Genomic DNA, 12,969 nt, shown 5'->3' on the forward strand with positions numbered 1-12,969 from the left:
CTCGATGCCTTTCAGAAAAAAATCGAATATTGCATAGTATGCATATCGATACAGATATAAAAATTTACAACGCTTTTTTCGTTTTCCTTTTCAAAGAATTCGCTGACTCCACAATCACATACCCATGATGATTTGAGAAATCCACAAGAACCGACCCAGGTTTACTTTTTAAAATCTGTAATTGCTCAATGCGTTGCAGCAACAATTGATGACCATTACCACGCGGATGCCAATTTAAATGATAATCATTTAATTCTTTTACACTTTGTAAAAACTGAGCATATTCACGCTCAACATAGTCTATTAAATGTTGTATTTTACTATAATCTTGATTTTCTTGAATTAATATCGATAAGTCTTGCAAATACGTCTGATAAAAACGCATTACCATCGAACATAGTAAATCATTGACTCTTGCAGCACTTAAAATAGGTTTTGGCTCTACATTCAGGCGATCCAGATTGGGTTTAGCTCGAATTGAATCGATGCGTGTAATTAAATTATAGGCCTCCTCATTTACTTCATAAACAATCGGATTGGTCGGCATATACATCATAAAACCATTCTTTTTTGTTTTCAATTCATCAGCCACACTTGCTTTTGCAAATAGGTATCCTTCATAGACATCATTTTGAATCCAAATAATGTCTTTATTATAAAAAATGCAGTCAAACAATCGATCGTGCGGAATAAGCCCTGTAGCTAAAAACTGATCAACTAGCGCCTCAATGACCATTCTCGTTTTTCGTTGCTTGGCAACTTCCATGCGCGGTTGCTTACAAATCTTCATATCAACATTTTTCTTTTCTCGTGTTGAACATACCTGAATTTTTGTCATACTTGCACCTCTTCTCGTACATATTTTCAAAACAAAGGTATCGATTACATAAAAAATACGGATTTCCTACAAATGTAGAGGAAATCCGTGATTATGGCTATCGTACTTAAAAAATATCATTCATCCGATAACATCAAACAGTGCACCAATGGAAGCGATTTGGCTTGATGCCGTATCCCTTTACATCCTTTGGTGTTGGTCGTTTGACGTACTGTGACGAACAGATTATTCTGTTTTGTCAACATGCCACCTCCTATTCCTCGTAGGTTTATGGTGTGTACTCGTAACAGGCAGGTCTCCTGACTTATGGTCATCGCTTCTTTTCACCTTCCCGTCGTTTGACAGTGGTCATAATTTGAAAAGACGCTCACATTCACAGTTGCGGGACAGCGTCGGATTTGCACCGACTTCCCTTTTAAGTAAATTGCATGCAATTTACACCTCTTACTACACGCTATTCAGTTGTTAAGGAATTTATTGGAAAATTCCTACTAAACTATTACATTATATTGTAAAGTAGTGGTATTTTAAAGTCAAACAGCAGCCTAAATGTATGTGCACTTGCTAAAATGACTATCTATCACCTAAATAACTATCCGTTGTTAATTTATACATGAATTTGATTTGTAATCTTTTGTAAATCATCAGCCTGTATCGTTAATTCCTGTGAAACTTGATTGACTGCTTGCATGGAAGCCGTTTGCTCATCCATTGACTGTAGCACAGCTTCTGTATAGCTGGACAATTGATCCATACCCCCTGCAATTGTTGACACGAGATTAGCTACCTCATTTGCACGATTTGACAAGTAATTTACAGTTGTCGAAATGCCTTCGAGTTGGTCAGTCATTTGGCTCACGTGCTGCGAAATATTGCCAAAAGATTTTGTTGCTTCATCAATGACATAGACCCCCTGTTGAACATTTTTCAAGTCTTCTTCCACAGCCACAGCAACTTGTTTCGTATCATTTTCAATACCTACTACAAGGTCCACAATTTGAATAGCAGAATGCTTGGATTGCTCTGCTAAATGACGAACTTCTTCCGCAACGACCGCAAAACCTTTCCCATGTTCTCCAGCACGTGCCGCTTCAATCGCAGCATTTAGAGCAAGTAAATTCGTTTGATCTGTAATCGTTGTAATCATTTCTGTCATTTTTTTAATATCTGTCATTTTATTTGATAAGTGTTTTATTAAGGTACTCGTTTTATCTGTTGACGATGAAATAAACTCCATCTGGTTTTTCGCAACATGCAAAATTTCTGCACCATTTCCTGCGATATCATTCGCTTCTTTCGCGTGGTTGAAAACATCCTGTGTGGCAATCGAAATACGCTCAATGCCATCTACTGTTTCCTGCATTGCAACAGCACTATTGTTTGCCGATTGTGCGGCTTGTTTAAGACCATTTGACGTTTTTTCCATTTGATGGTCAACTTCTTCCACAGCCATTGTAATTTCATTTGTACTTGCAGACAACTCTTCGATACTGGCAGATAAATCTGTCGAACTGTTGGCAATTGTTAGTGTCATCGTACGCAATTGCTCTTTCATCTCTATAAAAGCTTTTGCTAATTCTGAAATCTCACTATTGTCTTGTACAGTAATGACATCAGAGTCAAAGTTACCTACTGAAATTGCTTTCGCAGCATTAGATAATTGGTTAATAGGTTGAATCACTTTATATTTAACATAGAAGATATAGGATAAAGTAATGGAGATACCAATAATCGTTAATATTGTAGATAGCCATGCTAATGCTGTTAAATTAGCAAGATCTATAATTAATACTACAATCATTATTAAATTTAATAATGAAAACCCAAAAATACTTTTTTTTCGTAAAGTCATACCAAAATCCCCTAACTATAATATTACTATAATACCATTATTATAGTTTATTTATCCTAAGATTGATAGAAATACGCCCATCTTTTATATGTATATTGGTATACTAAAAAAAGATAAAGGTTAGGACAAAACTAAAATAATTTAAGGAACAGAGGAAAGGTGTTCATAAATTTTTCTATATGGAGAACTTAGCTATTCTTGCTTTTACAATAAATAAAAAATTAGAAGAGTTCACTAGTTGTTAGTAGCGGAGGCGGTGACTTCTGCTCAGAACGCACACAGCGTAAGACGCGGGCATTTCCGCGCGTTAGCGAGGGTTGCGGCTTACGTGTGTGCCCGCGCAAAGCACCGCCGAAGCGAACAACATCGGCGCAACAAAAAGGTGTTAGATTGACTGCCATCAATCTAACACCTTTTCTCTTTTGTCCCAGCCTCTTTAGAAATTATTTTAATTTCATCATACTAGAACCAGCGATACCTGGATGTGTCATTTCATATGGATCTAAAATTAAATCCAATTGCTCTTTCGTTAAGACACCTGCTTCAATGCAAAGTTCACGAATTGAACGACCTGTAAGAATTGCTTCACGTGCAAGACGAGCAGCTACTTCATAACCGATATGTGGATTGACTGCTGTTAAGACACCCACACTTTTCTCTACATATTCCTTCATACGTTCTTCATTTGCTTCGATATCTTTTAAACAGTTTTCTGTAAATGCACGGAAAACGTTATTCATTATGCTAATTGATTGAATTAAGTTGAATACAAGCACTGGTTCCATTACGTTTAATTCTAATTGACCCGCTTCAGATGCTAAAGAAATTGTATGGTCATTCCCAATTACTTGGAATGCAACTTGGTTTAGCACTTCTGGCATTACAGGATTTACTTTACCAGGCATAATAGATGAACCAGGTTGACGTGCTGGTAAAATAATTTCTCCTAAACCTGCACGAGGACCAGATGCCATTAAACGAAGGTCATTCGCAATTTTAGACATATTAATCATACAAATTTTTAGTGCCCCTGACACTTCCGTATAAGCGTCCGTATTTTGCGTAGCGTCTACCAAATGTGTAGCACCTTTTAATGGTAAGCCAGAAATTTCAGCTAGATGTTGGTCTACAGATTTAATATAGTCTGGGAAAGCGTTAAGCCCAGTACCGACAGCTGTTGCCCCCATATTGACATCATATAAGTTTGGACGTGTTTGACGGATACGAACAATATCACGGTTAATTACGCGACAATAAGCCTCAAACTCTTGTCCTAAGCGAATTGGTACAGCATCTTGTAAGTGCGTACGTCCCATTTTAATAACATGTGCAAATTGCTCTGCTTTTTGATGGAATACGGCTTGCATATTTTCCATCGTCACCAGAAGCTCATCAATTAAATTTAATACAGCAATATGAATCGCTGTAGGGAAGGCATCGTTTGTTGATTGTGACATATTAACATGACTGTTCGGGCTAATCGTTTGATAGTCCCCTTTTGCTTTACCCAAAATTTCAAGAGCACGGTTCGCAATAACTTCATTCGCATTCATATTAATAGAAGTGCCTGCACCACCTTGGATTGGGTCTACTAGAAATTCAGCATCCCATTTACCATCGATGACTTCTTGTGCAGCCTCGACAATAGCCTCTCCAATTTCTTTTGATAATAGGTGTACTTCCATATTACCTAATGCTGCTGCTTTTTTTACAATACCCATTGCTTTAATTAGGGCTGGGTGAATTTTATAGCCTGTAATTGGGAAGTTTTCTGTTGCACGAAGCGTTTGAATCCCGTAATAAGCATCTGCTGGTAATACTCTTTCACCTAAAAAATCTTTTTCTATACGTTGTGTGGACATTATTGTCGTCTCCTTTGAACTAATACTCACACTGATAGTAGCTAATAAATGCCGTCTTGTAAACAGTCATTTATCAGTAAAATGAAAGTTTTTTCGTAAACGACGATAAATAGCGAGAAACCGAGCATATTTCATACGCTCGGCAGTAGGATTATTTAGTTGAGGAAACGGTAAAACGTCTATTTAAATAGTGTGGATTTTCTATTTCATCTAATACTGCAATCGCATAATCACTATAGCTGACATAACTTTCACCTTTAGCATTCACTAACAAATGATCTATTCCTGTTGTATAGCTACCTGAACGTACCCTCTGGATCAAATAGGGCAGAAGGACTTAAAAATGTCCACGAAATATTTGATGCTTGTAAGTCTTGCAAGTTTTCACCTTGATTTTTGCAGTTGCCAAAAACATTTCCGGAAAATCAGGCGTCTCCATAACACGAATCGTTTTTTCTGGGTCTACATATAGGCTGCCTGCTCCCCCACTACGAATAGTTTTGTGGCAATGCCGTTAAAGGTAGCGATTAAATGACGACCTACAGCAACATGTAATGTTTCTTGTCCAAGTGGTGCACCAAACGCATTCACAACAACATCAAAACCCTTTACATCTTCTTGCGTTAAATCCAATACATCCTTCTCTATCACTTGAATATCCTCTTTTACTTTAGAAGCTGAACGAACAATGGCTGTAACGTTATGACCACGTTGTAATGCTTCCTCCACTATTTTTTGCCCTGCTTTTCCTGTTGCTCCAATAACGCCTATTTTCATTATAAATTCCTCCTACAATTAGTTGTAACTGTTTTAGTTACAGGTTGAATACAGTAAGACCGACCTCGTTACTTTTAACGAAGTTGATCTAGCACATCTTGTAACGTTTGTGCTTGTAACTGTTTTTCCATTGCATGCCAAACATCTAGATAAACCGTTTCCAACGTATGCTGTATTTGTCGGCCGACAGCACATGCAGGATTCGGTTCATCATGTATTGCAAATAGTTGCTCTGGACCGTCAATCGCTCGGTAAATGCTCAACAATGACAAATCCTTTGGTTCAATAACAAGGCCATAACCAGCGATTCCCGACTGAGATGTTAACAAGCCTGCTTTTTTCAATTTCCCAATCATTCGTCGTACGACTACGGGATTCGTATTGACACTACCTGCAATATAATCAGATGTAAGCTGACTTTTATCAGATGTTGTAGCAATGAGCGAAAGTATATGGATAGCGACTGAAAATCGACTATTGACCATACGAATCACCACCTGTTGTAACTATTATAGTTACAGGTTAAGATAATTACAAATCATTTGCTCATATCTTAACCTGTTCATTATTCACAAAAATACACCCGCTATCGAATTTAAATTTTTGTCATATAAATAACGAGCTCTTGTTGGATTTGACCATTTTCTTCATAGAAATCTAGATTGTGAAATTCATATTTATAATGACCAACGGGGAACGTTACACTTTCTCCTTGAGCCGCAGCTAGTATGCCAGCCACATCATGTGATACCATCTGTAAAAGCTCTGTCCCTGTCATTGTTTCTATAAAAATTACGTTCATCTAAAAACACCTCCTTCGCCATTATAGCTTAGAAGGCGCTTGAATTTATAGTGATGATTTCTTACTGCACAAGTTAGAAATCATCATCAAAATATAATCGATAGACGAGTAAAAGTAAAAATCGATATAATTGAATAAAGATTAAATGTGAAAACTTTTATTGACAGGAGGATATTTAGCATGAAAATCAAATTAATATTAATTGTAATATGCTCATTTTCACCATTACTATTATTAGGACTTTTCATTTACGGAAATGCTTATTATAACGACTATCATCTAAAATCATCCGAAACAACAGTGAAAGAATTTTTAGAAGAATTTATCGACAGTAGCATACAAATCATGCATTTTGAACGAATAGAAGAAACAAATATGTGGTTAGCCCAGTTGAAAATAAACGATAGTCAGTATGGTCATGCACGTTTTAATAAAGGGTGGAATGGCAAACTTAAATTTATTTATTTAGCAACAGATCCCTCAGAAACCTATCGACAATATAAAACCAATAAAGGTAACTATGGCACACTATATGTACACGAATTAGACAGCAATGTTGCCAAAATACAATTGACAAACTAGATGAATTTTGAAAAAGAAGTCGAAGTTGATACTTCTGCGCCATTTATGAACATTTAAACTACCTCCTGATGCAGAAGATACGTTTCCTGCCATATTTACTTTTTATGATACAACCGGACAAGAGTTAAGGTAATTAGCGTTGTCTTTATTTATCGAAGGCGCTTACATTTTTATTTAGTACCATTCACACGGATTTCCTCAATAATTTGCATCATTTTTACTAATTGTTCTTGTGTTAATGTAGTGGTAATAGCTGGACTATCCTGTTGAGGCTGCTGATTTTTTGGGAACGAGGACTCCCCATTTTCGCGCAATCGAAGAATCTTTGCTTTTGTTGTCGTTTGTAGCACTATTCTTTCTCTCAACCTAGCCACCCCTAAAGCTTTTATTAGAAAATATACCTTATAATACCATAAATACTATAATAGTAGGCCCCCTATCGAAACATCCACCAACTTGCCTATTTATCAAAATAGATTATTTGGACCTAGTCCATGCCATCAAAAAAGCAGCCACCAAAATGGCTGCTGCTTACTTTTGACTAAACCGCAATCGGTGCTTTAATTGCTGGATGTGGATTATAGCCCTCGATGGATAGATCCTCAAGTTCTATGTCAAAAATCGACGTTTTATTCGGATTTATTTTCAAGGTTGGTAGTTCCCGCGGCTCACGTGAAAGCTGTTCTTTTACTTGCTCCACATGATTTGCATAAATATGTGCATCGCCAATACTATGAATAAATTCGCCGACTTCAAGCCCACATTCATGCGCAATTAAATGTGTTAATAATGCATAAGAGGCAATATTGAATGGACAGCCAAGCAATGTATCTAGACTACGTTGCATTAATTGGCAGCTTAATTTGCCCTCTGCCACATAAAATTGAAACATAACATGGCAAGGTGGTAAAGCCGCTTTGCTTCCTTTTGCCCCTGCATTAATGACATCTTCAGGGTTCCATGCATTGACAATAATACGACGTGAGTCTGGATTATGCTTAATTTGATGAATAACATCTTGTAATTGATCAAGACTTTCCCCGTTTGACGTTGTCCAATTGCGCCATTGCTTGCCGTAGACATTCCCAAGATCGCCGTACTTTCTTGCAAAATCATCATCCGTTAAAATACGGTCGCAAAATGATGCCAGCTCAGCTTGGTAAACAACATTAAACGCTTCGTCCGTTAAGCATCGACGACCAAAATCTGTCATATCAGGTCCATAATATTCATCGGATTCAATCCATTTTTTAAACGCCCACTCATCCCATATATGGTTATTATGTTGTAATAAGTAGCGAATATTTGTATCTCCTTTAATAAACCAAAGAAGCTCACTAGCTACAAGTTTAAATGGTACGCGTTTAGTTGTTAAAAGCGGAAAGCCTTGACTTAAGTCAAAACGCATTTGATGGCCAAAGATGCTATACGTACCTGTCCCCGTACGGTCCTCTTTTTTTATCCCATTTTCTAATATATGTTGTAGTAAATTTAAATACGCAGTCTCTGGATGCGTCAATTTGTCACCAGCTCCTTCAAATATGCTGTTGACCATTATAACATCTTATATTGAGGAGTGAACGTCGAATTACAAAAACAAACTACTTTCCAACAGCTACATCGCATTTTATTGTATTAATTACAAACAGGGATACTATTCTAAGTGTGAATCCATTTTATTATGTTGTAATTCTTTTGCAATTTCATTTTCTGTCGGAACAAAAAACATCGGCAACAATATAATTGTAAAAAGAATTGGCCCAATAATAAACAACAAATCAATGCCAGGACTAAAGTAAATGCCAAATGCTGTTAGTAGACCAGACATCACTAAATATATAATTTGCACAATAACAATAAATAAAGGAATGATTTGGTACATATAATTTAGTTTTCTAAATTGATGCATTTCTTCAGGGTGCTGAATGATTCGTTTTTTCAAACGTCTGGATAATAGTAAACATGCAAAAATTTGAACAATAATAAAACTAAAATACATAACACTGCGTAACAACATTTGACGCTTAGCGATCGCCCCATCAAAATGGGCAACTCGTTGTTGCAACAATTCGTTAACAGCCCCATTGTAGACATATTCACTTTCACTCAAAAAAGTCAGTGGCTGAACAAATCCTAGTGACGCCCATTCTTTTGCGTTTACTTGCCAATTCATTAATTTACTCGCCATAATGCGCAATTGAATTGCTTCATCTTCACGAAACATGCCTACTAAAGTGCGATATGGTATAGATAACTTCAAATGACCATCTTGTTTTTCTTGAAATAAATCCTCGATAAAAAAAGTATACGCTACATTCGAATGATTTGTTTCAACATGACCCCCTTGCACTTTCCAATGGCTAGCTAAGGAAGCTTCGATATCATTTTGCATTTCAAAATAAGGCGTATCATTATGTAACTGTTTTGGAATCTTATAGACAAAATGATTGTCGCTTCCAATGATACAAATATCTACTTCTATTGCATCTTTATTAAAAGTTTGAGCAAATGTCGTTTTGGGATACGCCACTATGGCGACTAGGAAAATTAGGATGAGTGACAGCACACTCCATTTCACACAGTGCTCCCCCTTTCCGTCACTTAGGCTAGATTCACATTATCACAGCTTATACCGAAAAGACTATTTCGTTATTCCGAAAAAATGTTAGTGGTTTTCCGAAACACTTTATTTCGGTATTCCAAAAAAATTAAAAATTATGGATAATATAGTAGATACTTCATGATGAAACGGAGCACTATACTATGATTATAATATTTAAAGAGCGTCTTTTATGAGCAAATTAACTTTTAGTATTTTTTTAACATATTTACTTCTTGGCATTTATGTTCTGGTTGTTGCCATTCGTGGTCCTTATATTAATATTTTAGTCGATACATCGAATACACTACCTGTTATTATTCATCCTTATTACTCAGAATGGGCTCAACAAAAAAAGATTGAGCAAGGTGATATGATCCTATCAATCGATCAAAAGCCCGCTAAAGGTTTTGGCACTTCTCAAGCAGATATTTATATTACATCGGCGAAAGAGCTAACACTACTAAAACCAGATGGTACTGTTCGAACAGTCCAAATTAAACATAGGGATTTACCTGAAGAGTTATATTTACATATTGTTTTTCCGATGTTTTATTTCATCCTTTGTTTAAGTGTTGCCATCTATTTATGGAAGCGAAATAACCATACTTTAATTACGAAATTACTAATGCTATTTTTATTAACCTGCTCTTTAGCTTATACAAGTGTAGGGGCTTCAAGTAGAGGAAACATCATTGGCATGATTGTAAACGGTATTTGTTTAGTTTTGTGCTTAGTGCTTATCATTCATTTCCTACAACAATATTATCGTTTTTTACACATAAAATGGAAGTATATAGATGTAAAGTGGCTCTATTTGCTCCCGTTTGTTATTGTATGTTGCTTTATCATTGAAATGCTATTTCCACAATTTAGGGTTATTACCCCGATTGTAACGCTCAGTCTATTTGCGGTATTGGTACTCTATGCAATCTATATATTATTAACGAGCTATTTACAAACCCGATTAGCTAAAATACGCTTAATCGCTATTTCTTGTATCGTCCCATTTTTGCCATTTCTATTGTTGTTTGTTGTACCCGAAATTTTAGGGTATAACGCGATAATACGACCTGAAATTAGTGTTTTATTTATTTTGTTTATACCTTTTTCCTTTATTTTTATTCAAGTGAACGAACGCTTATTTGATATTGAATACCAATTATCTCGTTTTCGCTATTATTCATCACTCGCTTTTTTCAGTTCATTTATTTTATCGTCTTTATTAGCCATCCTATTTTTGGACTATCTTTCAATTGAATTGATGATTATTGTCTTTCTTATTATTTTTATTGGTTTTATAGCCAGTTTTTATGTCAAAGAGCAACTTGACTTTAAACATCGAAAAATTATATTTTCATCATCTGGTGATTATGTCCATAATTTATATGCAGCCGTTAAACGTATTAGTAAAGCTAAAAGCCAACAGGAATTACTTTCAAGTCTCAAATATGAAATAACCGAAAAACTCGGGACAACTGCATTTACGCTTGAAACAATCATGGAAGATGTCCCATTTTCTCGTGGTGAAATTCAAGTAGAGAGCCAACTGACACAACTTCTGATCCATGATACAGTAGATGAAAAGATTCTTATACGAATTAGACACACTTTACAAAAAGAAGAACTTCTATGGTTGGAGTTACTAGCATTATACGTCTCTATGTTTATTGATAATTTAAAACTAATTGAAGATTTAGTACGAGATATTCAGCACATGAAAGACACCCATAACACCCAACTTCCTTGGCTTGATAAATTATTATGGAATATTATTGAGAAAGAAAAGAGTATTTTAGCACAGGAATTACATGACACTATTTTACAGGAGCAATTACATTTAGCGAGAGAATTAGATGTTATCGCTAGCTCTCCGATTATTGAGGAAAAGAAAGTATTAGATATTCGGGAACAACTGTTAAATGCCTCGAAAGATTTACGGGAGTATTGCGAAAATCTGAGCCCTCCTTTACTTGATACTTTTGGTTTAGAAATGGCATTGAAAAAACTCGTACAAAAAGTGAAAATACGTGCAAACTTTCTATTAAATACACAAATCGATCGAGTTCAGTTCCAAGATCCAACTTTACATTTAGTTGTCTATCGTCTAGTTCAAGAAATGCTAAATAACGCTATTAAACATGCCGATGCATCTAAAGTTTCACTTAAACTACTTGCTATAAACCACGGTTTTGTTCTCCAATACGACGATAATGGTATCGGCTGTGATATTGAAGATTTAATGCAATCCTCCGCTTCTATGGGCATTAACGGCATTCGAGAACGTGTTCGAGCCTTTAACGGAGATATGACCATTACCTCCAAACCCAATGATGGCATGCATATTTATATTCAAATTCAAGAGGAATGTGAGGAACCCTACAAATGATTGAAATATTGATAATAGATGATCATCCTGTCGTTTTAGACGGAACAAAAACATTATTACAAGATCTAGAAAATGTCCATATTGAAACAGAACAAGAAAGTGCCAATGTACTGGCTAGAATGGAATCACACCCCTTTCAGCTCTATTTAATTGATATTAATATGAAACCGTTAAACGGCATTCAACTAGCTGAAATGATTAAGAAACAACAGCCTGAAGCGCTAATTATTCTTTATACAGGCTACGAATTATCCGATTATTACGAGCTTCTTGTAGAAAAAAAAGTAGATGGGCTTTTATCGAAGCTCGCTACAAAAGAACAGGTAATTCAAACAATCCAAGCCACTTTGCGAGGGGAAATTTTATTATCAGCAGATTTTTTAGACTTTGTCCAACAGCACTCGAATCGTTCCAATGCTAAGCAGGAAGTATTACTAAGTCATAAAGAACAGGAAATTTTGCAGCTGGTTGCACAAGGATGTACCAATAAAGCCATTGCCTCTGCAATAGGCGTTACCCAGCGTACAGTGGAAAATTATTTATCAAAACTTTTTGTCAGATTACATGTGGAATCACGTGCTGAAGCAGTCATTGTTGCCAAAGAAAAAGCATGGATTGACTAATTGAGCGGTGACAGTCACTCGGATTTTCCCAATAACTTCTACATGTCGTTTATAAAGTTATATCGAAAATCAAATAAATGGTAATATAAAACGATTTTTAGTGTTTTTTTAGTATACGAAGCACTTTATACCTTTGTTTTTTAGCATTTTTTATTATCATTATAGTTAAAAATGATATTATGTAATTTTTTCTTACTAAAAAACGGCATTTGCTGGATAAATGTATGAATCTGTTATATAATGAAAGTAATAATTAAATTGCTTCATCGTAAACAATGAAACCACGTATTCAATAGTAACGTGTTCTAGCGAGCTTCTGATTATGGTATTATTTTATACTGATTGAAGGAATATGATTGTTGAATTTATTTTTGGAGGTTTTTTAAATGACTCAAGGTACAGTAAAATGGTTTAACGCAGAAAAAGGTTTTGGCTTCATCGAAGTAGAAGGTGGAAACGATGTATTCGTACACTTCTCTGCTATCCAATCTGAAGGTTTCAAAACACTTGAAGAAGGACAAAAAGTAGAATTCGGCGTTGAAGAAGGTAACCGTGGCCCTCAAGCTACAAACGTTGTAAAACTTTAATTCTCGTTCAAGAATTAACAGTTCAAAGTCCAAGAGACATCCTTTATGGATGTCTCTT

12 protein-coding genes, 1 pseudogene and 1 riboswitch are annotated in these 12,969 nt (G+C 35.7%); of the genes and pseudogenes, 4 read left to right on the forward strand and 9 right to left on the reverse strand.

Annotated elements, in window-relative coordinates:
• Positions 1-64: 64 nt before the first annotated feature.
• The 6 genes and pseudogenes from LO754_RS12220 to LO754_RS12245 all read right to left on the reverse strand — a co-directional run bounded on the left by LO754_RS12220 (position 65) and on the right by LO754_RS12245 (position 6,131).
• Positions 65-838, reverse strand: a complete 774-nt coding sequence (locus LO754_RS12220) for a hypothetical protein (protein WP_231784426.1) — start codon at positions 836-838, stop codon at positions 65-67.
• A gap of 272 nt (positions 839-1,110) precedes the next feature.
• Positions 1,111-1,298, reverse strand: a riboswitch (cobalamin riboswitch).
• Positions 1,299-1,445: 147 nt separating this feature from the next.
• Positions 1,446-2,690 carry a methyl-accepting chemotaxis protein gene (locus LO754_RS12225; RefSeq protein ID WP_024364104.1) on the reverse strand — a complete coding sequence of 415 codons (1,245 nt, stop codon included), beginning with the start codon at positions 2,688-2,690 and terminating at the stop codon, positions 1,446-1,448.
• A gap of 443 nt (positions 2,691-3,133) precedes the next feature.
• Entirely contained in the window at positions 3,134-4,552 is a 1,419-nt protein-coding gene (aspA, locus tag LO754_RS12230; protein ID WP_024364103.1) for an aspartate ammonia-lyase, read from the reverse strand.
• Between the two features lie 151 nt (positions 4,553-4,703).
• Positions 4,704-5,329 (reverse strand): annotated as a pseudogene (locus LO754_RS12235) (NAD(P)-dependent oxidoreductase).
• Between the two features lie 74 nt (positions 5,330-5,403).
• Positions 5,404-5,814, reverse strand: a complete 411-nt coding sequence (locus LO754_RS12240) for an Rrf2 family transcriptional regulator (protein WP_024364101.1) — start codon at positions 5,812-5,814, stop codon at positions 5,404-5,406.
• Positions 5,815-5,924: 110 nt separating this feature from the next.
• On the reverse strand, positions 5,925-6,131 hold the full coding sequence (locus LO754_RS12245) for a hypothetical protein (protein WP_025219612.1): 207 nt from the start codon (positions 6,129-6,131) through the stop codon (positions 5,925-5,927).
• 180 nt (positions 6,132-6,311) lie between these two features.
• Here LO754_RS12245 and LO754_RS12250 point away from each other — a divergent pair, with 180 nt between their 5' ends.
• Positions 6,312-6,713: an FYVE zinc finger domain-containing protein gene (locus tag LO754_RS12250; RefSeq protein WP_231784427.1), complete on the forward strand. Its 402-nt coding sequence runs from the start codon at positions 6,312-6,314 to the stop codon at positions 6,711-6,713.
• Positions 6,714-6,883: 170 nt separating this feature from the next.
• Here LO754_RS12250 and LO754_RS12255 read toward each other — a convergent pair whose 3' ends face one another.
• The 3 genes from LO754_RS12255 to LO754_RS12265 form a co-directional block, all read right to left on the reverse strand.
• On the reverse strand, positions 6,884-7,078 hold the full coding sequence (locus tag LO754_RS12255) for a hypothetical protein (RefSeq protein WP_024364098.1): 195 nt from the start codon (positions 7,076-7,078) through the stop codon (positions 6,884-6,886).
• A 176-nt stretch (positions 7,079-7,254) separates the two neighbouring features.
• The gene (locus tag LO754_RS12260; RefSeq protein WP_231784428.1) at positions 7,255-8,268 is read right to left on the reverse strand and encodes a thymidylate synthase; all 1,014 of its coding nucleotides are present in this window, start codon (positions 8,266-8,268) and stop codon (positions 7,255-7,257) included.
• Positions 8,269-8,367: 99 nt separating this feature from the next.
• Entirely contained in the window at positions 8,368-9,291 is a 924-nt protein-coding gene (locus LO754_RS12265) for a hypothetical protein (RefSeq protein WP_231784429.1), read from the reverse strand.
• A gap of 214 nt (positions 9,292-9,505) precedes the next feature.
• On the opposite strand from LO754_RS12265, the gene LO754_RS12270 reads away from it, so the two are divergent.
• The 3 genes from LO754_RS12270 to LO754_RS12280 all read left to right on the forward strand — a co-directional run bounded on the left by LO754_RS12270 (position 9,506) and on the right by LO754_RS12280 (position 12,911).
• Entirely contained in the window at positions 9,506-11,701 is a 2,196-nt protein-coding gene (locus tag LO754_RS12270; protein WP_231784430.1) for an ATP-binding protein, read from the forward strand.
• A complete protein-coding gene (locus LO754_RS12275; protein ID WP_024364094.1) occupies positions 11,698-12,324 on the forward strand; it encodes a response regulator transcription factor in 627 nt (208 codons plus the stop codon). Before LO754_RS12270 ends, LO754_RS12275 begins: the two co-directional genes overlap by 4 nt.
• A 386-nt stretch (positions 12,325-12,710) precedes the next feature.
• The gene (locus LO754_RS12280; protein ID WP_010859201.1) at positions 12,711-12,911 is read left to right on the forward strand and encodes a cold-shock protein; all 201 of its coding nucleotides are present in this window, start codon (positions 12,711-12,713) and stop codon (positions 12,909-12,911) included.
• The last annotated feature ends 58 nt before the right edge of the window (positions 12,912-12,969 follow it).

This window comes from Lysinibacillus sp. GJ-1 (genome assembly GCF_021166035.1).
In the GTDB taxonomy this organism is placed as follows: domain Bacteria; phylum Bacillota; class Bacilli; order Bacillales_A; family Planococcaceae; genus Lysinibacillus; species Lysinibacillus sphaericus.

What these genes read in the sequence shown, in the direction of transcription:
- LO754_RS12250 (WP_231784427.1), top strand. Translation starts at nt 6,312, where the DNA reads ATGAAAATCAAATTAATATTAATTGTAATATGCTCATTTTCACCATTA.
- LO754_RS12240 (WP_024364101.1), bottom strand. Translation starts at nt 5,814, where the DNA reads ATGGTCAATAGTCGATTTTCAGTCGCTATCCATATACTTTCGCTCATT.
- LO754_RS12270 (WP_231784430.1), top strand. Translation starts at nt 9,506, where the DNA reads ATGAGCAAATTAACTTTTAGTATTTTTTTAACATATTTACTTCTTGGC.
- LO754_RS12225 (WP_024364104.1), bottom strand. Translation starts at nt 2,690, where the DNA reads ATGACTTTACGAAAAAAAAGTATTTTTGGGTTTTCATTATTAAATTTA.
- LO754_RS12260 (WP_231784428.1), bottom strand. Translation starts at nt 8,268, where the DNA reads ATGGTCAACAGCATATTTGAAGGAGCTGGTGACAAATTGACGCATCCA.
- LO754_RS12275 (WP_024364094.1), top strand. Translation starts at nt 11,698, where the DNA reads ATGATTGAAATATTGATAATAGATGATCATCCTGTCGTTTTAGACGGA.
- LO754_RS12220 (WP_231784426.1), bottom strand. Translation starts at nt 838, where the DNA reads ATGACAAAAATTCAGGTATGTTCAACACGAGAAAAGAAAAATGTTGAT.
- aspA (WP_024364103.1), bottom strand. Translation starts at nt 4,552, where the DNA reads ATGTCCACACAACGTATAGAAAAAGATTTTTTAGGTGAAAGAGTATTA.
- LO754_RS12280 (WP_010859201.1), top strand. Translation starts at nt 12,711, where the DNA reads ATGACTCAAGGTACAGTAAAATGGTTTAACGCAGAAAAAGGTTTTGGC.
- LO754_RS12245 (WP_025219612.1), bottom strand. Translation starts at nt 6,131, where the DNA reads ATGAACGTAATTTTTATAGAAACAATGACAGGGACAGAGCTTTTACAG.